This window comes from Burkholderia sp. Ap-955 (genome assembly GCF_011753045.1).
GTDB lineage: Bacteria > Pseudomonadota > Gammaproteobacteria > Burkholderiales > Burkholderiaceae > Burkholderia > Burkholderia lata_D.
Map to the genome: position 1 here is coordinate 74,275 of NZ_VWWH01000014.1, position 22,644 is coordinate 96,918.

Consider the following 22,644-nt stretch of genomic DNA (forward strand, 5'->3'; position numbering starts at 1 on the left):
CGTCGGGATCAGCGCGCGCGGGAGTCGGCAGGCTTGCGCGCGACGATGAAGAACTGCTTGCCGAGCAGCGGCCAGACCGGCGGCAGGCGCAGGTAGAGCCAGACCAGCGCCGGATGCGTGGGCAGCGCGCCCTGTGTCGTGTAGGGCAGGAAGCGGTCGATCGAGCGCTCGATCTCGAAGCCGGCCAGGTGGAGCGCCTCGGCCAGCGACTTGTCGGTCAGGCCAAGGTGGTGGTCGTAGAAATCCCAGTAGGCGCCCGCCAGGTAGCGCAGGTTCGGCCCCAGGATCAGGTAGCGCCCGCCCGGCTTCAGCGCGCGCCGCACCGAGCCCAGGAAGGTGTCGAGGGTGGCCTTGTCGGGCAGGTGTTCGAGGAAGTTCGAGGTGAACAGCAGGTCGGCCTGCCCCGCCACCAGCTCGCCAACCTGGGTGGCCGCCGCCTGGTGGAACTCGATGCCAGCCTCCAGGCTGCGGCGCGCGTCGGGGTTCAGGTCGATCGCGATGCGGCGCCGGGCCCGCACGTGGTTGATGAATTCGCCGTAGCCCGAGGCGACGTCGACCACCGTGTCGCCGGGCGCCACGTAGCGCTTCAGGAAACTGCCGTAGATTGTCCGCCAGATCGCGTTTTTGCGCGCCAGCACGTGATCGGCGAAGCGCTTGCGATAGAGCAGTGCCAGTTGGTTCGGGTTCATCTCAGGGTCCTCAGTCGGCGAACTTCAGCGCCACGCGCGTATTGCTGCACGACACCAGCTCGCCCTCGCTGGCATAGGCCACGCCGAGCATCTGCCTGCCGTGCAGCCCGGCCGGGTCGAGATAGGCGGTGTAGCCGAGATCGGGCAAGGGGCCGGCGCCGATCATGTCCTGCACGTCCAGGCGCGGCATGGCGCGGGTCGGCGCATAGCGCACGTGGCCGCTCGCATCGGTCAGGCTCAGGTAGGTGCGCTCTGGCGGCCGCATGGTCTGCTGCTGTGCGACGAGCCAGCCTTCGGCCGACAGCACGTGCTCGATACGCGCGCTGGCTGGCGCCGGATAGGTTTCGTTGAGCACCAGCAGGCCGCCCATGCAGGCGCCCTCGCGGCGCCGCGCGGTGCGATCGGCCGGCGCGAGATCGCCGAGCGGGTCGTGCTGGAACAGGCTGGCGGGATCGGCTGCCGGCGTGACCGGCGCAGGCGTCAGCGTCACGCGGTAATGGCTCTGCCAGGCATAGGCACCGCCTTCGGCCGCCTCCACCGTGAAGCGCGTCACCTGCTGCGAGCGCAGTGTGCCGGGCGCGCCGTACATCAGCGCGAACTCGGTCGAATTGCGCACCAGCGGGCTCAGCACGAAGCCGGCGCGGGCCATGCCGGAGACCAGCTTGTAGTCGTGCTCGCTGCCGTCGCGCAACGTGACGTGGATGCGCAGGGCGGCCGGCTTCAGCGCGAAGGCGCGCAGGCGCCCCGCCAGGCTCGGTTCGACGTCCAGCTTCGCCATCAGCGGCACGGCCGAATCGGGCACCGTGACGGGCGCGCCCAGCATCGCGTCGGCCTTGAGCACCGGCGCCTGCGGACTGGCTGGCGCCGGCGCGTGCGCGAGATAGAGGAAGTTGTCGCGGAACGCCACCGGCCGGTAGTCGCGCATCAGCACCGGCCAGCTCGGGCCATCGTCGAGCGTCGGGTACTTGCCGTCGATCGGCGTGACCCGCATCAGCACCATGTCGGGCGCGCGCGCGCCGGCCAGGTGCGCCGCGTTCAGGTCCGCCAGCATCGGACTGTAGGCCGCGTAGCTCTGGATCACCGGGCGCGGGTTCCACTGGTTGCCGGCCGCAATCAGATCCGATTGCCAGAACGAGTAGATGTCCGAACTGCCCTTCATCAGCGGCACCTCGTGCTCGCGGTGCAGCGCCGCGAGGCGTGCCCGGTAGGCCTGCGCGAGCGCATCGCCGCGCGCGCGCAGTGCGAGGCCCTCGCTCACGCCGAGCGCGGTACGCGCGACGTTCATCGCGTAGCGCGCGGGCGTCGCCTCGGTGTAGTGCAGCGCGATCGTCCAGCCCGCCGCCGCGCCGAGCACGGCCAGCCCCGCGCCCGCCCAGGACCGCGCGGCCAGCGCGAACACCAGACCCGCGAAGGCGATAGCGCTGGCGGCGATCAGCGCGTGATCGTCGTGGCGCACGAAGCCGCCCTTGAAGCAGAGGAACAGGAAGGCCGCGAAGGACAGCAGCAGGAAGGCGCGCAGCCTGAACGCCTCGCCGCGCCGCAGGGCGATCGCGGCGAACAGCGCCAGCGCCGGGAGCAGGTAGAGCGCGAGATCGATGGCCGGGCCGTCCAGCGCCATGCCCTCCTCGTAGCCCGAGATCATTGCCACCAGCGAATGCAGGTAGGGCCCGAGCGCCGCCAGCGGCTGGCCCGCCGCCAGCCACAGCGCCATGGAGGCCAGCGGCGGCGCGAGCAGCATGACCAGCGCGACGCCCCAGGCGCGGCGGCTGGCCAGCAGCAGCACGCAGAGCAGCAACGCAGCCGCGCAAGCGGGCAGCATCGAGCCTTTCACCAGTGGCAGCAGGCCGAACGGCGCGAACATAAGCAGCGCGGCAAGCGGCTTGCGCCAGGCCGAGCCGGGCTCGACCTGCGCGTCGAGCCCGCGGCAATGGCGATACCAGGCCGCCGAAACCAGCAGCGGATAACCGAGCAGCAGCACGTCGCGCGACAGCGCGCCGGCGATCATCAAGGCTAGCAGCAGGGGCAGCACGCGCCCGGCGCCGCACGTGAGCTGCAGCGTCGCGCTCGCGTAGCCGAGCAGAAACACCGCGCTGGCGGCCAGCATCAGGCCGTCGGTGGCGGGATGGAACACGCGCGTGAACACGCCCGCATACGGCCCGAGCGTGAAGACGATGTCGCGGCCGAACACCAGGCCCTGCGCCAGCGCCTGGTTCAGCGCGGCCATCCACGACGGATCGAGCCCCTCGCCCGGCATTACCGGCAGCCACGGCAGGATCACCGCGGCCAGGGCCAGCACCGCTAGCCATCGACAGGCCAGCGCCAGGCCGCCCCGGCCCGCCTCGCCGTGCTCCCGCGCCTGCGCCTGCGTGATGCCGCCGGCTGCGGCGGAGGCCGGCATCGTCAGATCATGCTTGTCACTCACCTGCACTCTCCCTCGTCGTCGATCGGCGCCGACCGCCTTCCGGCGGGTCCGGCCATGCCGTCGTGCTTGTCTCGATACCGGCATGCATGGCCACGCCGGCCGTTTCTCAGTGCGCCGTCGCGGCGGCCGGCATCGCCGCTCGCGGCACGGCGGCGCCGGCGGCCTGCGCGCTGTTCGCGCCGTGTGCCTCGACCGCCTCGCGCAGCAGTGCCGGGAAGGCCGTGAACGGATCCATCTGCGCGAAGGCGCCGGCCACTTCCCGCGCGCGCGCCGCGTAGGCCGGATCGGCCAGCATCCGCGCGACGATCGCCGGCAGTTCGCCGCGCCGCACGCGCACCGGCCTCACCGTCAGCCCCGCGCCGTAGCGCTCGATGTAGCGCATCGCCAGCAGCTGGTCCATGTTGGTCGGGATGCCGATCACCGGCGTGCCCTCGCCGAGCGCCTGGTAGCCGGTGGGGCTGCCACCGTTGCTGATCACCAGGTCGGCGCGCCGCGCAACCTCGGCACCGGGCAGGAAGCTCGCGGTGTACAGCCCCTCGCGCGGCGCCGGCAGGTAGCGGCCGCCCGAGGTGGTCACCACCTGCAGGCCTGCCTCGAGCAGCCCGTCGACGATGCGGTCGGTCAGGCTCACGTCGCCCGAGGAGCCGAGCGAGACGTAGACCAGCGGCCGGCCTTCGTCGAGCGAGGTCCACCAGTCGGGCAGGCCGACGGCGGGCGACCAGCTCACTGGGCCGAGATAGGCGTGCCCGGCCGGCAGCGCCGCGAGCGGCACCAGCGACGGCGAGTCGTAGTAGCCAACGCGATCGCCGAAGGTCCAGCCGGCGCGGCAGGAGGCGAACGGCGGCAGGCCGAAGTGGCGGCGCGCGCCGTCCAGCGCGCGGGCCTGGAAGGCCAGCACGATGCGTCCCATCAGCGGCATCAGCCTGGGCACGAACGGCAGCCGCGACATGTTCAGGCCGCGGATCTCGGGCACCGGCAGCACCGGATCGTCCACCCCGGTGCTCCAGTAGGCGTTGATCAGCGCCACGTAGGGCACGCCGGCCAGCCGCGTGGCGACCGACAGAGAATGGCGGAAATCGCCGACCACCACGTCGGGCTCGACATGCCGGATCAGCGCCAGATCCTCTTCCGTGTACTCGATCAGTTCCCGCTTCGAATACAGGGCCGCGCCGGTCTCGATCGCATCGAGGAAGGCTTGCGCGCTCTTCGAATGGATCTCGTGATAGCGGACCGCCGGATCGTCGTGGACATCGGCATAACGCGCGTCGCAGGCGAAGTGCACCTCGAAGGCGCGCTTGTCGAGCGCCTTCGCGAGGCAATAGGGCCGCGCCACGTGCGCGAAGGTGGCCGCCTCGCCGAAGCAGAGCACGCGCAGGGGTCGGGTCGCGAAAGTCAAGATCGGATTCCTCGCCGCTGGCGCTTCAATAGACCTGGACGCGCCACAGCTCGCGCGCGGCCGAATCGCGCGACATGGCGCGGCGCCCGTGCAGCACGCTGTAGTTGTCGACCATCACGATGTCGCCGTCCTGCCACTCGTGCTCGACGAGGTACTTCGGCGAATAGGCGAGCGCGTTGACGCGCGCGACGAAATCCTCGGGCACCAGACCCGGCGTGGAGACGCCGACCTCGAAGCGCTGCAGCGAGGATTCGCTGCCCTCCTGGTAGCGCAGCAGCTTCTCGCCGGTCTCGGGATGCACGGCGATCAGCGGGAAGGTGCGCGGCACGCCGCCGAAATAGGTCATCTTCGTGTTGTAGGTCAGGCTCAGCCGCTCCCACTGCGCGAGCGTGGCGGGATCGAGATCGCGGGCGATCGCGCGCGCGTCCACCAGGGTAGTCTGCCCTTCGCCTGGCCGCGGCGCCTTGCGGCAATGCAGCGCGAACAGGGTGGCCGCGAAGTGCTCGTCCTGCTGCACCAGCGGATGCGTGAGCGGCAGCATGCTGAGGTCCCAGTGCAGCGGCACCGATTCGAAGGAATGCACATAGCCGTTCGGCTGCTCCTCGGGGATCACCTTGTGCACCGGGCCGAATTGCCAGATGTAGGGACGGCCGAACTGCGAGGTGAAGGCCACCAGCGCATCCTCGTCGGCCACCTCGAAGCCGCGCAGCACCACGAAGCCGTAGCGGCGCGTGAGGGCCGCCACCGCTTCCCGCGGCAGCGCATTGCAGTCGAGGCGGCCGCTGCCGGCCCGCGGTGTGACCAGCAGGCCGAAATCCTCGCCATGCACGATTTCCATGTCGCAGTGCTCGGCCAGCGGCGCGGCGCCTTCCACGCCGCACCAGGGTTGGCCGGCGCGACCGATCACGGCCACGTCCAGTTCGTCGACGGCGGCTTGTTTGCTCAGCATGATGGTTTCTCCATTAGATCGATACACGAGGACGCCATGCCAAGGCAGCGCGGCCTCGCCGCGGCGGGCATGCATCCGGACAGGAACCTTGCGCTGCTCGGGCGCGGGGTCGTGGACGGTGAGCCGGATCCCGTCAGGCAGGCTCGCCGCAAGAAAGGCGTCGAGCGCAATGCCGCGCTCGGCCATGCGGCGCGCGGCGGTTTCGAGATCGGCAGGCGCGCCGGCGGCTTGTCCAACCGGCACCATCGGGTGATTCGCCAGGTCGGGCGCCGGGTGTTCGGCCAAGCCGGCCGCGGCGTCGCCAGCGGCACCTTGCCCGGCCGCGCCGGCCAGGCCACGTTCGCGCGCCAGCAGGCCGCGCAGCAAGGCGACGCGGCGCGCATGGCGGGCGTCGCCGAGGAGCGCTCGCGGCTCGGGCCAGTACGGCGCGAGCGCGCGATCGGCGCTATCGGTGGCGCGCTCGAAGGTGGGATCGACGCTCGAATATGAATGCCAGACCAGGTGCCGCGACGCGTGCAGTTCGCGCAGCGCATGGTGATAGCGGTTCGCCACCTCGCGCGGCACGCCCAGCAGGTCGTGGAAGGTCAGGCCGTCGCTGAACAGGTCGATCAGGCAGCCCGGCGCATGGAATCCCGCCACTTCCTCGCAGAACGCGTCGAGATAGGCCAGCGCCGCGCGTTCGCCGGCATCGGGCAGCGCGCCGAGCACCTTGCCCGAGGCAAGCGGCGCCTTCAGCGGAAAGCCGGGCAGCGTGAGTCGGATCGGCGCCCCGCGCGCGACGAAGGCATGGGCCTTCGTCGCCAGCTCGTCGCGCTGCGCGGGCGAGAGCCGCGTGAGCTCGCCCTCGCGCGACAGGCGCGCCGCGAACACGGCCATGAAGCGCTCGACCACGGCGGCGTGATCCTCGAGTTGGCTGGCGTGCTGGTTCATGCCGCGCGCGCCACGAACAGGTTGTCGCGCAGCATGCGGATGAAGCGCTCCCAGACCGGGTAGTCGGCCACCTTCCAGATGTCAGCGACCCAGGCATCGGCCTGCTCAGTGGTCCAGCCGTGGTAGATCATCTGGTAGTGCGCGACGAAGGCCGAGACGCGATAGTTGGCGGCGCAGTGCACCAGCCGCCGGCGACCGGCGCTGGCGTGATACACGGCGCAGAAGCGCACGAAATCGGCCAGCGTGGGGGCCTTGAAGTTGACCGGCAGGAAGTGGTATTCGATGCCCAGGCGCTGCATCAGCCCGGCCTCGTCCTCGATCGAATAACGCGCGTCGGTTGGCGCGAGATCGATCACCACCTCGACCCCCTCGCTCGCCAGCCGGCCGAACTGCTCGGCGGACGGCTGGCCGGATGTGAGCGTGCGTTCATCCAGCCAGCGTTCATTGCTGATTCCGAATTGCTTCATGCAATCTCCGTGCGTCGAATAAGCCCGCTTCAGCGGGCGGGAACGTGCCGGCGGCCGTGAGCCGGCCGCAATGCCGCCGCGCAGCCCAGCGAGACTAGGGCGGCGACCACCAGGATCGCGCCGAGCGGCCGGCTGCCGGCCGCCTGGTAGCCGATCGAGGCGAGGATGGTGGCCACCAACACCGCGACCGAGGTCAGGCAGTTCATCGCGCTGGAGCAGGCGCCCGAGATCGAGGCGAAGCGCGCGATGGCGCCGGCCGAGCCGGTCGGGATGGTGATGCCGATCGCGAAGGTCATCAGCCCGAACGGGGCGACATAGCGCACCGGCGTGGCACCGAAGCCGCTCTCGACCGAAAGCCAGAACAACGCACCCGCCACCACCGCCAGCGAGGCGCCGACCTTCAGAGCGCCCTCGTCGCCGTACTTCGCGGCGAGCCATTTCGCGGCGGCGCCGCCGAGCCCGAACAGGCCCGCCAGCGGCAGGAAGCTCACGCCGATCCACACCGGCGCGAGGCCGAACTGCGCGAGCGCGAACGGCGCCACCGTCAGGTAGGCCATGTAGCCGCCCACCGCGGCCGCCACCGACCAGGCATAGAGATGGAAGCCCAGGTCGCCCAGCAAGGTGCGATACGGCGCGAATACGGCACGCAGCCCGGCCGGGCGCGCGGCGCGGCGCTCGCGCGGATGCGTCTCGCGGTAGAGCGCAGCGGTCCACGCCAGCATCAGCGCGCCGAGCGCCAGCAGCACCACGAAGGTGTAGCGCCAGCCGAAGGCGCCGGCGATGGCGCCGCCCACGAGCGGCGCGAGCGCGGGCGAGATACCGACGAAGGACATCACGAAACCGAAGATGCCGCGCACGCGCTCGTCGTTGCCGGCGTGCACGTCGGTCACGATCGGCTGCCAGAGCACGGTGGCCGCGCACACGCCGAACGCCTGCAGGAAGCGCAGCGCGAGGAAGCCGCCGATATCGCGCACGAACAGGCAGCCGAGCGTGGCGGCGACGAACACCAGCAGCCCGAACAGCAGCACCGGCTTGCGCCCCATCGCGTCCGACACCGGCCCGTAGAGCAGTTGCGTCACGCAGGTGCCGGCCGCGTAGACGGTCAGCGAGAGCCCGACCAGGAACACCGAAGTGCCGAGCTCGGCCTGGATCTCGCCGAGCGCGGGCAGGTAGATGTCGGTGCCGAGCATCGACAGGATCGCCAGCAGCGCCAGGTAGATCACAGGGGGCGGGCGCACGGCGGGCGCCGCCGGCGGAAGATTCCGTTTAACCATGATGAAGAACGCTCAGGTCCGGTTGCGGGTAATGGACGAAGTGGCAGGGAATGCCGTCGGTAAACACCAGTACGGAATTGCGCTCATCGATCTCGGAGCGCTTCTTCAGCACGATCCGGTCGTTCTCGCGCACCGCCACCGAGTGCCAGGGCGTGAGCCAGACGTCGTCGCAGTCGACCAGGCGGATGCCGATCTTCTTCGAGGCTCGGAACTGCGGGTGGATCGACAGGCGCAGGCTGTTCGGGAAGCTGCGGTCGATCAGCCGCCCCCAGGCGTTGCTGCGCTGGATCACGCGATAGGCGTTGCTGCGCGCCATCTTCTGGATCGCCGTGTTGCTGAGACCCTTGAAGCGTTCGATGCCCTGCGTGTCCTCGAACAGGAAGCGCGTGATGCCGCGGTACATCGCGATCGCGGCCGGATCCTCGGCGCACTGGCGCTTGATCTGGTCGACCGAATCGCTGTGGACGATCAGCAGTTCCTCGCGCTTGGAGGTCAGGTCGTCGAGATAGCAGAAGGTGTCGTCGAGGTCGAAGAACTCGAACACGCCGGGGAAATGGCGCCCCGCATAGGCCTCCAGGCTGTCCAGGTACTGCCGCACCTCGGGATCGGGGATGTTCACGACGTCAGAGAAGCAGTAGCCGTCGGAGCAGATCATCAGCTTCGCGCCGGGTGCATACAGCGCGCCGATCCGCCGACAGAGCCGCGCCAGGTTCGCCAGCGCGTGCTTCTCGGCCAGGTCGGGCAGCGCGCCGAGCGTCTTGCTGCGATTAGGCGACTTGCCGGGAAAGGCCGGCAGGATCATCGTCACCGGCTCGCCGCGCTCCACCACCGGCAGGATCGCCTCGATGTGATGCCGGGCCTCCTCGGCAAAGCGGTACGGCGTCTCGTCCTCGGAGCGGTGCAGGTTGCGCAAGACGAACACTTCGCGAACGATCGCCTCGGCGACCGCCCACGCGTCATCCCGTGCTTCGCGCACGACGGCGTATCCTAGTTGAACAGACATGATTTCTCTCAGGATGGATGGTCCGCGCCATTACCGCGCAAAGCCGCGCGCATGGCGTTCTGATTCCGCCATTCCGCGCCCGGCCAGGGAATGGAATCGAAATGGCGGCAGCAACGACACAACCGGGTTATTCACCCTTGGAATTAACTTATCTGATTTGCGGGAATGGAATTTACATATCGAAAATCATTCCGTCAACAGAAATATCGGAATTAATGAAGCATGGAATTGGCCACCGGAATAATGACTTTTTTTCTCGCAAGTGGATTTTCAAACCGGTAAGAAATGGGTGATTGTTCAGCGGGATGCGTGCATTAACGCGCATTGTTTCTCGTCGCTTTCGGCTCGATTCTCATGCTGCAAAGGGCACATCCCGCGGTCAACAATCCGTCATTTTGTTGACGATTTTCCTTCCGCCATTCTCCGACTTCATGCGGCGATCAGCTCGACGAATCGAGCCGGGATATTGACGAACCATTTATTCAATATCGCATCGTCAATCGATAGATTTGTTCACGAAATACGAGGATTCCGTATGCCGATCAGTTAACCTTAAACTTTTAACAAATTCCGGCCTGACATTCCAACCTCTGCCGCGAAGCCTTCAAGAAAATCGTTCGACATGGTTCGCATCCAGGCAGGCCACTTCAAATGGCATTCCCATTGCCATCGGCAAGGCATCCGCTTTTTGTTTTACATACATCGGGATTGGGCTATCCGACCGAGGCGAGCCCGGTAACGCGCCTCTCGCCGCGGCCCCTAAACGCTCAGGATTCCGATCGAATCGGTTTTAGGCGCTCCTCGCCTAGCGCCGCATCGCCTGCGGTGGCACCCCGAAGTCGCGCACGAAGGCCCCGCGCAGATGGCGCCGGTCGCGAAAACCGGGCGCAAGCTGCCTGGCGGCACCTACTCGCTCTACGCTCCATAACGGCAGATGGTCCGCCTCGATGGGCATCTCGGCAACGCCGGGCTGGTCCCACTCGACTTCGGATCCGGCGGCGGGCCGCGTAACCAGCTTCCCGCGCCTCACGGTACAACTGGTTCCGGCCGACTCGGCTCGGCTCGATCTTGAGCGAGACCGGGCAGTCGGTGTTGGTGCCGGCGTAGCTCGGCAGGACGCGGCCGGTGAGCACTGAGGCCTGCCAAGATGCCGCGAGCGAGGGCGACACCGCCCGCACACGAACGGTGAAGCCGTTCTCGCGACCGAAGTTCACATCTTCGCGTGCTCTCGCCGGGCGTCTCGACCATCTCAGGCGGCTCGACCAACGTATGTCATTGAGAACAGTGTCGGTCGCTGCGGTGATTGTTGCCGATACAAGACGCGAGGGCTACCGACCGCTTCTCCCTTCGCGCAGATCCACGACGTCTGGCGGTCTGCGAGGACTGGCTGAATCAGCGTAAGCGCCCTGCTGCTTCAAGCTCAATCCTTCAACGCTGTAAATGATGGGCAAACCGATGAAACATGCGACATTTGTATTTAGCTACCGCTACGACATTTGAATCGAAGAAATCGGTGCCGGCAGGCAGCGCCAAACCATGGCCACGTTATCGGAATCTCGACAGCGGCGGAACCCTGGCGAGCGCGCTTCCGCATTCACCCGGCGCCGCGGAGAGAATGCGCCCAACGTCATCTTCCGGCGGCGAAATCGGGCGGGTATGCGCACTTGCCGTGTCGGCAGCAGCCGCTCCCGCAGCGGTAGATAAAAAAGCCGTTAAAACGAGTCACGAATTCAGTCGCAGGGGCATGCTTGTCCAGAAATGAAGGGGAACATAGCCCTTACTATGTTCCCCTTTATTCCGCCTGATCCTGCCTCGATATGGATTACTTCCGCGGAGTGCATCGCGCCCCTCTTTCACTGCACAACCGCGCACGTCCTAACTCAGCTCCTGAAGTTTCCACGTAGAAACTGTCAAGCTTCCGCGTCCACACGCATACCGCGCGTCGATCGCTCTAGTTTGCAAATTCCCGGTCTATCAATGCGCATCAGACGCTCGGTGTGATTCGCGACCGCAATCGAACAACGCTCGTGCCCCAATCCGATTCGATCGCAAGCCAAGGTCCGGATTCACCGCGTCGCTCGTGGAACGCAAAGAACACTAAAAATCGCGGCGCGAACAGATACTCGGAAACCTCAGCAGCTCACCCGCTCGACAACCCGTGCCAGCCGGCGCTTCGACGAATTCCACCGCCCCCCAAGGCCCCCCAACCATCACAATTCATTTAACTTTCCGTGAGGACTTCGACACCGGCCGCTGACTACGATGGGCGCATGTTTTCAGGACCTGCTGCCAGGAGCCCATCATGCCCACCCGCAGACATCTGCTGTTCGCCGGCGCCACCGGCCTCGCCGTGCTCGCGACCCTGTCGTCCGTCAGCCGCCGCGCGCTGGTCGGCCGTGCGTTCGCCGCATCGCCGGCCACCCCGCAGACGGCCGCCCCTTTTGAAGTCACCCTCAGCGACGCCGAATGGCATCGCCGGCTCACGCCCGCCCAGTATTCGATCCTGCGCGAAGCCGGCACCGAGCGGCCGTACACCAGCCCGCTGAACGACGAGCACCGGCAAGGCACGTTCGCGTGCGCCGGCTGCAACCTCGCGCTGTTCTCGTCGGCCACCAAGTTCGACAGCCACACGGGCTGGCCGAGCTTCTGGAAGCCGCTCGACCACGCGGTCGCCACGAACACCGATGCGTCGTTCGGGATGGTCCGCACCGAAGTGCACTGCCGCCGCTGCGGCGGCCATCTCGGCCACGTGTTCGACGACGGTCCGCAACCGACCGGCCTGCGCTACTGCATGAACGGCCTCGCGCTCACCTTCCATCCCGCCGCCGCCTGATCCGGCCCCGAACTCCCGACCGACTGGAGAACGCACCATGCTGCTCATCGTCCTTGCCTACCTCGGCGGCGTGCTCACGATCCTGAGCCCGTGCATCCTGCCCGTGCTGCCGTTCGTGTTCGCGCGCGCCGACCAGCCGTTCGTCCGCAGCGGCCTGCCGCTGCTCGTCGGCATGGCGCTCACGTTCGCCGTCGTCGCGACGCTCGCCGCCGTCGGCGGCGGCTGGGTCGCGCAGGCCAACCAGGCCGGCCGCTGGGTCGCCATCGTACTGCTCGCGATATTCGGTCTGACCCTGCTGATGCCGCGCCTCGCGGAGCACCTGACGCGCCCGCTCGTCGCCGCCGGAAACCGACTCACCGGCTTCGCGCAGCGCGACGGCCGTCCGGCCGGCCCCGCGTCGTCGCTGCTGCTCGGCGTCGCGACCGGCCTGCTGTGGGCGCCGTGCGCGGGCCCGATCCTCGGGCTCGTGCTGACCGGGGCCGCGCTGCGCGGCGCCAGCGTCGGCACGACGCTGCTGCTGGTCGCGTATGCGGCCGGCGCGGCGACGTCGCTCGGCGTCGCGCTCGTGATCGGCGGCAAGGTGTTCGCCGCGATGAAGCGCTCGCTCGGCGCCGGCGAATGGATCAAGCGCGGAATCGGCGTGGCGCTGCTGGCCGGCGTCGGCGCGATCGCGCTCGGCCTCGATACGGGTGCGCTCGCGCAGCTGTCGACCGTCACGACGGGCGGGCTCGAGACGAAGCTGGTCGACCGGCTCGGCGGGCGTTCGAACGGCGCACCGGCGGCGATGGCCGCGACCGGCAACGCCGCCGACAACACGAACGGCGGCGCGATGATGGCCGCGGCTGCCGATAGCACCCAGGCCAACGGCGGGCCGATCGCCGGGGGCGCAATGATGCGCGCGGTGGATACGACGCATGCGCCTGCCGCGCTGCCCGTCGAAGGCACGCTGCCGTCGCTCGACGGCGCGGTGCAGTGGCTGAACTCGCCGCCGCTGACGGCGGCCGGCCTGCGCGGCAAGGTCGTGCTGGTCGATTTCTGGACGTATTCGTGCATCAACTGCCTGCGCACGCTGCCGTACACGACCGCATGGGCACGCAAGTACGCGCCGTACGGGCTCGTCGTGATCGGCGTGCACGCGCCGGAGTTCGCGTTCGAGCGCGACATCGGCAACGTGAAGAAGGCCGTGCACGACCTCGGCATCGACTTCCCGGTCGCGATCGACAACCGCTTCACGATCTGGCGCGCGTTCAACAACGAATACTGGCCCGCGCACTACTTCGTCGACGCGCAGGGGCGCGTGCGCCGCCACCACTTCGGCGAAGGCGAATACGCGGAATCGGAGCGTGCGATCCAGTCGCTGCTCGCCGAGGCCGGCCATCCGGAAGCGCTGAACGTGCCGATCGGGCTCGCCGGTGCGCCCGCGAAGGGTGCGCTCGCCGCGGCCGACAGCGCGGACGTCCGCTCGCCCGAGACCTACGTCGGCTACGCACGCGCCGAGGACTTCATGTCGCCGGGCGGTGTGGTGCGCGATGCGGCGTACCACTACGCCGAGCCGGCCCGTCCCGGTCTCAACGACTGGGGCCTCGCCGGCACGTGGCAGGTCGGCGCCGAACGCGCGACGCTCGCGGCGCCGGCCGGCCGCATCGTCTACCGCTTCCACGCACGCGACCTGCACCTGGTGCTCGGCCCCGGCGAGGACGGCAAGCCGGTGCGCTTCCGCGTGACGCTCGACGGCGCGGCGCCCGGTGCCGCGCATGGCAGCGACGTCGATGCGCAAGGCTACGGCACCGTGACCGGGCAGCGCCTGTACCAGCTGGTCCGGCAGCCCGGCGCGATCGCCGACCGTACGTTCTCGATCGAGTTTCTCGATCCCGGCGTGAATGCGTATGCGTTCACGTTCGGCTGATCCCGGCAGGACGTGGCGCACCGGCGCCGCGTCCGAGCCACCCGCTTCCCATTCCGCCTTTCGAAGGAGCACACCGTGAACACCCTCTCCCCCCGCGGTCCCGCACCGCAACGGCGCACGGCGATGCTGCGCCGCATCGGCGCCATCGCCGTCGCGGCTGCCGCCGTGTTCGGCTACCAGCGCATCGTCAATTCCGCCGAGCCGATGCGCACCGTGCCCGCCCCGACGCTCGACGAAACACCCGGCACATCGCACGACGAGACGGCCGTGCTCGCCGGCGGCTGCTTCTGGGGCGTGCAGGGCGTGTTCGAGCACGTGAAAGGCGTGAAGCAGGTCACGGCCGGCTATGCGGGCGGCGCGTCCGAAACCGCGCACTACGCGCTCGTCGGCTCGGGGCTGACCGGGCACGCGGAATCGGTTCGCATCGTCTACGATCCGACCCAGATCACGTACGGCCGGCTGCTGCAGGTGTTCTTCTCGGTCGCGCACGATCCGACCGAGCTCAACCGGCAGGGCCCCGACGAAGGGCCGCAGTACCGGTCGGCGATCTTCCCGACCACCGCGCAGCAACGCGCGGTCGCGACCGCGTACATCGCGCAGCTCGGCACCGCGCACGTGTTTCCGGCGCCCGTCGTCACGCGCGTCGAGGACTACAAGGGGTTCTACCCGGCCGAGGCGTATCACCAGAACTACCTCGAACTGCACCCCGACGCGCCGTACATCGCTTACAACGACATGCCGAAGATCGCCGGGCTGAAGCAGCACTTCCCGGCGCTGTACCGCACCGACGCCGTACTGTGGCGCGATGCGCGCTCGTGACCGGCAAGCGGCCGCGTGACGGGGTGAGGGGGTGACGGCGTGGCGCCTGCCGCACGGCCTGGGCCCGTGCGGCCACCCCGGACCCGGCGCGCGCCGCCTTCGACCCGGTTTGCGCTGCATCAACGAAACGGCGACCGCCGTGCCGGGGCAAACCCGCATCGCGTCCGCCGCGGCAGGCAACTTCGCGTAGACTTCTCCAGATCCCCGCCGCATCATGCGGCGCCCGGAATCCCAGTTCAGCCAGGAGACGTCACGCATGCGCGCAGTGCCCATTCCTGACAGCGGCACCCTTGTAGAACCCTCTTCCGGCACGGCCGTGCGCGACCTGCGCCGCGTGCCGATTCATCCCGATCACTGGTACCCGCTCGCGTGGTCGCGCGAGCTGAAACGCGGCAAGACGCTCGGCGTGCGCTTCGCCGGCGATCCGATCGTGCTCGTGCGCACCGAATCCGGCGCCGTGTATGCGCTCGAGGATCGTTGCGCGCACCGCCAGGTGCCGCTGCACGCGGGCGTCGTGAGCGGCGAGACGCTGCGCTGCTGCTATCACGGCTGGACCTACGCGTGCGACAGCGGCCGCTGCGTCGACGTGCCGTACCTCGGCCGCGAGCGCCTGCCCAACGGCGTGCGCGCGTATCCGTGCCGCGAAGCGCACGGGCTGATCTTCGTGTTCCCGGGTGATGCGACGCTCGCCGACACCCGGCCGTTCCCCGCGCTCGAATCGGCGGACAATCGTGCATACAAGACGCGCCGCTTCGGCCGCGAGGTCAAGTGCCACTACTCGTTCATGCACGAGAACCTGATGGACATGAACCATCAGTTCCTGCATCGCAAGCAGATGGGGCAGATGCGCGCGCGCTCGGTAGGCCGGCGCCGCGGCGACGACTGGGTCGAGGTCGACTACACGTTCGCGCGGATGGAAGGCAAGCAGCCGGTGGGCGAAGCGCTGGTGTTCGGCGCCAGCAAGAAGCCGGCCGACCAGTCCGACAAGAGCGTGATGACGGTGCGCACCGGCTACCCGTACCAGACGCTGCAGATCCGCTCGAGCGAAGGCACGCTCGTGATGGACCTGTGGATCGTCTACGTGCCGCTCGACGCCGAGCAGCGTACCAACCGCACGTTCGGACTGCTGTCGATCCACAAGCCCGGCATCCCGTTCGCGCTCGATCTCGCGTGGCCGCTGCTCGTCTGGTTCACCGAACGCATCTTCCGCGAGGATCGCTGGATCGTCGAGCGCGAGCAGGAAGCGCACGACGCCCAAGGCGCCGACTGGAACCACGAGGTGTTTCCGGTCATCAACGAGCTGCGCGACCTGCTGCGCCAATGCGGCGCGCGCACGGTGATCCCGATCCGCGACGCGCGCGACGGCGCGTGATGCGGGCGGCGCGTGGCGTGAGTCGCGCGCGCCGTTACAACCGGAACGCGCCCGGCAGCAGTGCATGGGCCGTCGTGACCTCGACGGCCCCTTTCAGGTTGGCCAGGATCACTTCGATATCGGGCGTGCCGATCTCGATGATCACCTGGCGGCACGCGCCGCACGGCGCGATCGGACCGTCCGTGTCGCCCACCACCGCGAGCCGCGTGAAATCCCCCGGACGATAACCGGCGGCAATGGCCGAAAACATCGCCGTGCGCTCCGCACAATTGCAGAGCCCGTAGGACGCGTTCTCGACGTTGCAGCCGTGAAAAACCGTCCCGTCGCGCGCCTGCAGCGCCGCGCCGACCTTGAAGCGCGAATACGGCGCATACGCGCGTTCGCGCGCCGCCTTCGCCGCCTCGATCAGTTCGTTTCGTTCCATCTCGTCATACCCTCGATTGTGTGCGGGGAGGTATCGGCGCGGCCAAACCCCGACCGTCGCGATACCCCCGTGACGTGAAGTGATCGCCTGTGCCCGCACCGGCGAGCAGTCAGCCGATCTGCTGATAAATGGTCGGCGGCGCGTCGCCCGTCTCGCCCAGCACGTAGCTGCGCTGGATCGTGTCCACCGCGTGCGCGGCTGTTGCGGCGTCGCGGGCATGCACGTAACCGAGCGGCTGGCCGGCCTCGACACGCTGCCCGATCTCCGCGAGCGCCGTCAGGCCGACACTGTAGTCGATCGCATCCGCCGCGCGCGTGCGGCCGCCGCCGAGCGCGACGACCGCGAGCCCGAGCGCGCGGCAATCGACCCGCTGCACCACGCCGCTCTCGCGCGACGGTACCGGCACGATCACCTCCGCCCGCGCCAGATGACGCGCAGGTGCGTCGATCAGGTCCGCGGGGCCGCCGAGCGCCGTGACCATTCTCGCGAAGCGTTCCGCTGCCGCACCCGTATCGAGCGCCTGCTGCAACTTCGCGCGCGCCGCTGCGACGTCGCATGCCAGCCCGCCGGTGACGAGCAGCTCCGCCGACAGCGCCATCGTGACCTCATGCAGGCGCGCCGGACGCGACTTGCCCGTCAGGTAGTCGATCGCGCACACCACTTCGAGCGCATTACCCGCGCACGGCGCGAGCGACTGGTTCATGTCGGTGAGGATCGCGGTCGTCTTCATGCCGGCGCCGTTGCCGACGTCGACGATGCTGCGCGCCAGTTCCGCCGATTGCTCGGCGGTCGGCATGAACGCGCCGGAGCCGACCTTGACGTCCATCACGAGCCCGTCGAGCCCGGCCGCGAGCTTCTTCGACAGGATCGACGCGGTGATCATCGCGACCGACTCGACGGTCGCCGTCACGTCGCGAATCGCATAGATGCGCATGTCGGCCGGCGCCAGCCGCGCGGTCTGCCCGATGATCGCGACGCCGACGTCGCGCACGGTACGGCGAAACGCGTCCGTATCGGGCGTGACGTCGTAGCCTGGAATCGCGCTGAGCTTGTCGAGCGTGCCGCCGGTATGGCCGAGCCCGCGCCCCGAGATCATCGGTACATAGCCGCCGCACGCGGCCACCATCGGCCCGAGCATCAGCGACACGACATCGCCGACGCCACCGGTCGAATGCTTGTCGATCACCGGCCCGTCGAGCTCGAGCGCGCGCCAGTCGAGCACGTCGCCCGAGTCGCGCTGCGCGAGTGTCAGCGCAACGCGCTCGTCGGTGCTCAGGTCGTTGAAATACACGGCCATCGCAAACGCGGCCACCTGGCCCTCGGTCACGCTGCCGTCGGTCACGCCGCGCACGAACGCGGCGATCTCGTCGCGATCGAGCGGCTGCCGGTTGCGCTTCCGGCGAATGAATTCCTGCGGTAAGAACATCGTTGCCTCTCCTCGATCGGTCGATGGCCGCTGCGGGCTCAATGCAGGGAAAAGAACAGGCCGGCAATCGCGGCGCTCATCAGGTTCGACAGCGTCGCGGCCGTCAATGCGCGCAGGCCGTGCCGCGCGACTTCCGAGCGACGCTCGGGCGCGACCGCGCTGAAGCCGCCCGCGAGAATCGCGATCGACGAGAAGTTCGCGAAACCGCACAGCGCGAACGACACGATCGCGAGCGTCTTCGGGTCGAGCACCTGCAGGCCGGCGGCCGCGACGTGCTCGCCGCCCTTCAGGTAAGGCGACAGGTCGCCATACGCGACGAACTCGTTGAAGATCAGTTTCTCGCCGATGAAGTTGCCGGCCAGCGCCGCGTCGTGCCACGGCACGCCGATGATCCACGCGAGCGGCGCGAACAGGTGGCCGATGATACCGACCAGCGTGATCTGCGGAAAGCCCGCGAACGCGGCCACGCCGCCGACGATCAGGTTCATCAGCGCGATGAGCCCCACGAACGCGATCAGCATCGCGCCGACGTTGATCGCGATCCGCAGCCCGACCGACGCGCCGGACGCCGCCGCCTCGATCACATTGGCGGCCCGCTTGTCGTCGAAGTCGAGCCCGTCGACCACGACGCGGCTCGGCTCGACCGTCGGATACAGCAGCTTGCCGAACAGCAGCCCGCCCGGCACCGCCATGAACGACGCGGCGAGCAGGTATTCCATCCGCACGCCGAGGCCGGCGTAGCCGACCAGCACCGAACCCGCGACCGACGCCATGCCGCTCGCCATCACCGTGAAGATCTCGGCGCTCGTCATGTTCCGCACGAACGGCTTCACGAGCGCGGGCATCTCGCTTTGCCCGAGAAAGATCGTCGCGACCGCCGAGCACGCCTCGATGCGGCTCACGCCGAGCACTTTCGCCAGCGCCGCGCCGAGGATCGCGACGATCCACTTCATCACGCCGATGTAGTACAGCACCGCGATCAGCGCGGTCACGAAGATGATCATCGGCAGCACGCGCAGGCCGAACACGAACCCGCCGTCGCCGAACAGCTGGAACATCCGGCTGTCGACGAGCCCGCCGAATACGAACGCGATGCCGTGATTGCCCATGTCGAGCACGCGATTGACACCGTTCGCGGCGCCCGCCAGCGCTGCGCGGCCCGCCGGCACGAACAGCACCAGCGCGCCGATCGCCAGCTGCGTGCACAGCGCGGCGATCATGGTCCGGCCGCTTACCGCGCGCCGGTTGTTCGACAGCAGATAGGCAACCAGCAGCAGGAACAGCATACCCAGGAGACTGCGCAGAATATCCACCTCGTACTCCTTGCTCTCAATGTTGTTGGATTGTTCGGCGGGCGGCCCGGCACGCCTGCGCAACGCCGTCGGTGGATATTACTCGCGGGCATGCACGCCGACAACGCAAACAAAATGGTCGCATTTGCGCGACGTCGCGGGTTGCGTCAACTTGCTAAGTTCTTCTATGTACCGGGCGATCGGAGAGGCGGGATCACGCTCCATTCGTCCCAAATACTGAGAGAATTGGCGTGACGCGGGGAGGAGGCAGGAGCGGTGCCGGCACGAATGGAAACGCACGCTCGAACATGCGCGGGGCGTGCCGTTCGAACCGACACGCCCCGCGCGACACGCAACGCTCAACCGGCGCGTTCGACCGGATGCGGTTCACGCAACCGGTTCGCGATCCGCGCGGCCTCGTAGTAACTGGCCGCCGGCGGGCGCTTCAGATAGCGGCCCGCGCCGCGCACGGCCCGCAGATCGCCGTCGGCCCAAGCGAGTGCGCCGCGCGTGAGCGTGTGCGTCGCGACGCCCTGCACCGTCATGCCTTCGAACACGTTGAAGTCGACCTGCTGGTGATGGGTCTTCACCGAGATCGTCCTGGTCGCGGCCGGGTCCCACACGACGAGGTCGGCATCGGCGCCCACCTGCACGGCGCCCTTGCGCGGATACAGGTTGAAGATCTGCGCGGCGTTCGTCGACGTGATCCGCACGAACTCGTTCGGCGTGATGCGGCCGTGATTCACGCCGTGATGCCACAGCACCGACATGCGATCCTCGACACCGCCGCAGCCGTTCGGGATCTTCGTGAAGTCGTCGCGGCCCATCGCCTTCTGCGATGCGCAGAACACGCAGTGGTCGGTTGCCGTCGTATGTAGCTGCCCCGCCTGCAGCCCGCGCCACAGCGCCTCGCGATGCTCGGCCGAGCGGAACGGCGGGCTCATCACGTGCGCGGCCGCACGCGTCCAATCCGGATCGCGATAGACGGCCTCGTCGATCACCAGGTGGCCCGGCAGCACCTCGCCGAACACGCGCAGCCCTTCGCTGCGCGCTTTGGTGATCGCATCGACCGCGTCCTTCGCGGACACATGCACGATATACACCGGCACGCCGAGCACCTGCGCAATGCGGATCGCGCGGTTCGCGGCTTCGCCCTCGACCTCCGGCGGCCGCGACAGCGGATGCGCCTCCGGCCCTGTCATCCCGCGCGCGAGCAGCGCCTTCTGCAACTGGAACACGAGCTCGCCGTTCTCCGCGTGCACGGTCGGCAGCGCGCCGAGTTCGAGTGAACGCGAGAAGCTGTTCACGAGCACCTCGTCGTCGGCCATGATCGCGTTCTTGTACGCCATGAAGTGCTTGAAGCTCGACACGCCGTGTTCGCGCACGAGTGTGCCCATGTCGCGGTGCACGCTCTCGTCCCACCACGTCACGGCCACGTGGAAGCCGTAGTCGGCCGCGGCCTTCTCGGCCCAGCCTCGCCATGCGTGGAACGCATCCATCAACGGCTGCTTCGGGCTCGGGATCACGAAGTCGATGATGCTCGTCGTGCCGCCCGCGAGCCCGGCGGCCGTACCCGAGTAGAAGTCGTCGCTCGCGGTCGTGCCCATGAACGGTAGTTCCATGTGCGTATGCGGATCGATGCCGCCCGGCATCACGTACTGGTCGTGCGCATCGACGACGGTCGCGCCGGCCGGTGCGTCGATCTGCTCGGCGATCTGCAGGATCGTGCCGCCGTCCTCCGGGGCTGCGCAGAGCACGTCCGCGCGATAGGAGCGGTCCGCATCGACCACGGTGCCGCCGCGAATCAGGATTGCCATGGGGTTGCCTCCTCGTTGACTGTCGGGTGCCGCATCAAGCGCTCGCGATCTGCGCGTGCTGTCCGGCGCGCCACTTCATCCAGGTGCCGTACACGCACGACGCCAGCACGAGGCCGACGAACCACGCGTACGTGTAAAGCGTGTTGAAGAACGCCGGCACGTTCGGAAACGATGCCGGAAAAGCCGTATGCAGGAAGCCGGGCAGGTTCGGCAGCACGCCGACGGCGAGCGCGGCCAGCGCGGCCGGGTTCCAGCCGCGCGCGTAGCTGAAGCCGCCGCGCTCGTCGAACAGCGCGCGCGTGTCGAGGCGCGTGCCGCGGATCAGGAAGTAGTCGACCATCAGGATCCCCGCCACGGGCCCGAGCAGCGCCGAATAGCCGACGAGCCAGGTGAAGATGTAGCCGTCCGTCGTCGCGAGGATCTTCCACGGCATCATCACGATCGCGATCGTCGCGGTGATCATCCCGCCCGTGCGGTACGAGATCGCCTTCGGCCACAGGCTCGAGAAGTCGTAGGCCGGGCCGACGAGATTCGCGGCGAGGTTGCAGCACATCGTGTCGAGCGTGAGGATCACGAGTGCGATACCCACGCCGATGCCCGTCATCCGGCTCGTCAGGTCGATCGGATCCCAGATCGCGTTGCCGTAGATCACGACGGTCGCCGACGTCACGACGACCGATACCACCGACAGCAGCGCCATCGGCAACGGTAGCCCGATCGACTGCCCAATCATCTGGTCGCGCTGCGAATGCGCGAAGCGCGTGAAGTCGGGAATATTCAGCGCGAGCGTCGCCCAGAAGCCGACCATCGCGGTGAGTCCCGGCCAGAAGGTCGCCCAGAACAGCCCGGCCTTCTTGCCGCCCGCGGCGAACTGCGACGGCGCCGACAGCATCGTGCCGAAGCCGCCCGCCTTCGACGTCGCCCACCACACGAGCGCCACGCACATCACGACCTTGATCGGCGCGGACCAGCTCTCGAGCCAGCGGATCGAATCGGTGCCGTGCCAGATGAAGTAGATCTGCAGCGCCCAGAACACGAGGAAGCACGCGAGCTGCCCGAACCCGATGCCGATGACCGGCAGCGCCGCGCCATGCAGTGCGTTGCCGGTCAGGATGTTCAGCAGCGTATAGATCGCGCTGCCGCCGAGCCAGGTCTGGATCCCGTACCAGCCGCACGCGACGATCGCCCGCAACAGCGCCGGCAGCTTCGCGCCCTGCGTGCCGAACGACGCGCGCACGAGCACCGCGTAAGGAATCCCGTGCTTCGCGCCCGCATGGCCGATCAGCAGCATCGGCACGAGCACGATCAGGTTGCCGAGCAGCACGGTCATCACCGCCTGCCACGGCGACATGCCTTCCTGGATCAACCCGGCCGCGAGCATGTACGACGCGATGTTCATCACCATCCCGACCCATAGCGCCGCGAAGTGATACCACTTCCACGTGCGCTGCGCCGGCGTCGTCGGCGCGAGGTCGTCGTTGTACAGGCTGCCGCCCTGCGCCGCGGCGCTATCGGGATCGGCGGGATTCGCTGCGTGATTCATCTGACTCACTCCACGAAAACGTCAGCGCCGGCATCGTCCGATGCCGGCCCGGGTGGAACGAAAGGCGGCGATGCAGGATGAC

General features: G+C 68.3%; 17 protein-coding genes and 1 pseudogene. 5 read left to right on the top strand and 13 right to left on the bottom strand.

Annotated elements, in window-relative coordinates; translation table 11 throughout:
- Positions 1-8: 8 nt before the first annotated feature.
- From F3J15_RS11105 to F3J15_RS11135, 7 genes are all read right to left on the bottom strand, one after another.
- Entirely contained in the window at positions 9-689 is a 681-nt protein-coding gene (locus tag F3J15_RS11105; RefSeq protein WP_089449100.1) for a class I SAM-dependent methyltransferase, read from the bottom strand.
- A 10-nt stretch (positions 690-699) separates the two neighbouring features.
- The gene (locus F3J15_RS11110) at positions 700-3,087 is read right to left on the bottom strand and encodes a hypothetical protein (RefSeq protein ID WP_166890754.1); all 2,388 of its coding nucleotides are present in this window, start codon (positions 3,085-3,087) and stop codon (positions 700-702) included.
- Between the two features lie 130 nt (positions 3,088-3,217).
- Positions 3,218-4,507: a nucleotide disphospho-sugar-binding domain-containing protein gene (locus F3J15_RS11115; RefSeq protein WP_166890757.1), complete on the bottom strand. Its 1,290-nt coding sequence runs from the start codon at positions 4,505-4,507 to the stop codon at positions 3,218-3,220.
- A 25-nt stretch (positions 4,508-4,532) separates the two neighbouring features.
- Entirely contained in the window at positions 4,533-6,386 is a 1,854-nt protein-coding gene (locus tag F3J15_RS11120; protein ID WP_166890760.1) for an L-tyrosine/L-tryptophan isonitrile synthase family protein, read from the bottom strand.
- On the bottom strand, positions 6,383-6,853 hold the full coding sequence (locus tag F3J15_RS11125) for a protein tyrosine phosphatase family protein (protein ID WP_089449096.1): 471 nt from the start codon (positions 6,851-6,853) through the stop codon (positions 6,383-6,385). The genes F3J15_RS11120 and F3J15_RS11125 overlap by 4 nt, the downstream gene beginning before the upstream one ends.
- A 29-nt stretch (positions 6,854-6,882) precedes the next feature.
- Positions 6,883-8,076, bottom strand: coding sequence for a multidrug effflux MFS transporter (locus F3J15_RS11130; RefSeq protein ID WP_166890763.1), 1,194 nt, complete (start codon positions 8,074-8,076; stop codon positions 6,883-6,885).
- A gap of 43 nt (positions 8,077-8,119) precedes the next feature.
- Positions 8,120-9,130: an isocyanide synthase family protein gene (locus F3J15_RS11135; protein WP_089449094.1), complete on the bottom strand. Its 1,011-nt coding sequence runs from the start codon at positions 9,128-9,130 to the stop codon at positions 8,120-8,122.
- Here F3J15_RS11135 and F3J15_RS11140 point away from each other — a divergent pair.
- A complete protein-coding gene (locus F3J15_RS11140) occupies positions 9,129-9,374 on the top strand; it encodes a hypothetical protein (protein ID WP_144020748.1) in 246 nt (81 codons plus the stop codon). The two genes, F3J15_RS11135 and F3J15_RS11140, sit on opposite strands and share 2 nt — an antisense overlap.
- A 561-nt stretch (positions 9,375-9,935) precedes the next feature.
- Here the strand turns inward: F3J15_RS11140 and F3J15_RS37755 are convergent.
- A pseudogene (locus F3J15_RS37755) lies at positions 9,936-10,013 on the bottom strand (GlxA family transcriptional regulator); the annotation flags it as partial.
- A 1,419-nt stretch (positions 10,014-11,432) separates the two neighbouring features.
- On the opposite strand from F3J15_RS37755, the gene msrB reads away from it, so the two are divergent.
- The 4 genes from msrB (at position 11,433) to F3J15_RS11165 (ending at position 16,060) form a co-directional block, all read left to right on the top strand.
- Positions 11,433-11,963, top strand: a complete 531-nt coding sequence (gene msrB / locus F3J15_RS11150) for a peptide-methionine (R)-S-oxide reductase MsrB (RefSeq protein WP_166890766.1) — start codon at positions 11,433-11,435, stop codon at positions 11,961-11,963.
- 37 nt (positions 11,964-12,000) lie between these two features.
- Entirely contained in the window at positions 12,001-13,869 is a 1,869-nt protein-coding gene (locus F3J15_RS11155) for a cytochrome c biogenesis protein DipZ (protein WP_166890769.1), read from the top strand.
- A 123-nt stretch (positions 13,870-13,992) separates the two neighbouring features.
- Entirely contained in the window at positions 13,993-14,688 is a 696-nt protein-coding gene (gene msrA / locus F3J15_RS11160) for a peptide-methionine (S)-S-oxide reductase MsrA (protein ID WP_166890840.1), read from the top strand.
- 256 nt (positions 14,689-14,944) lie between these two features.
- Entirely contained in the window at positions 14,945-16,060 is a 1,116-nt protein-coding gene (locus F3J15_RS11165; protein WP_166890772.1) for an aromatic ring-hydroxylating dioxygenase subunit alpha, read from the top strand.
- 34 nt (positions 16,061-16,094) lie between these two features.
- Here F3J15_RS11165 and F3J15_RS11170 read toward each other — a convergent pair whose 3' ends face one another.
- The 5 genes from F3J15_RS11170 to F3J15_RS11190 all read right to left on the bottom strand — a co-directional run bounded on the left by F3J15_RS11170 (position 16,095) and on the right by F3J15_RS11190 (position 22,562).
- On the bottom strand, positions 16,095-16,484 hold the full coding sequence (locus F3J15_RS11170; RefSeq protein ID WP_089476578.1) for a cytidine deaminase: 390 nt from the start codon (positions 16,482-16,484) through the stop codon (positions 16,095-16,097).
- A 109-nt stretch (positions 16,485-16,593) separates the two neighbouring features.
- The gene (gene deoA, locus F3J15_RS11175; RefSeq protein ID WP_166890775.1) at positions 16,594-17,910 is read right to left on the bottom strand and encodes a thymidine phosphorylase; all 1,317 of its coding nucleotides are present in this window, start codon (positions 17,908-17,910) and stop codon (positions 16,594-16,596) included.
- 38 nt (positions 17,911-17,948) lie between these two features.
- Positions 17,949-19,223: a NupC/NupG family nucleoside CNT transporter gene (locus tag F3J15_RS11180; RefSeq protein WP_069249965.1), complete on the bottom strand. Its 1,275-nt coding sequence runs from the start codon at positions 19,221-19,223 to the stop codon at positions 17,949-17,951.
- Between the two features lie 338 nt (positions 19,224-19,561).
- Positions 19,562-21,019: a dihydropyrimidinase gene (gene hydA, locus F3J15_RS11185; RefSeq protein ID WP_089449087.1), complete on the bottom strand. Its 1,458-nt coding sequence runs from the start codon at positions 21,017-21,019 to the stop codon at positions 19,562-19,564.
- Positions 21,020-21,053: 34 nt separating this feature from the next.
- Entirely contained in the window at positions 21,054-22,562 is a 1,509-nt protein-coding gene (locus F3J15_RS11190; RefSeq protein WP_166890778.1) for an NCS1 family nucleobase:cation symporter-1, read from the bottom strand.
- Between the last annotated feature and the right edge of the window lie 82 nt (positions 22,563-22,644).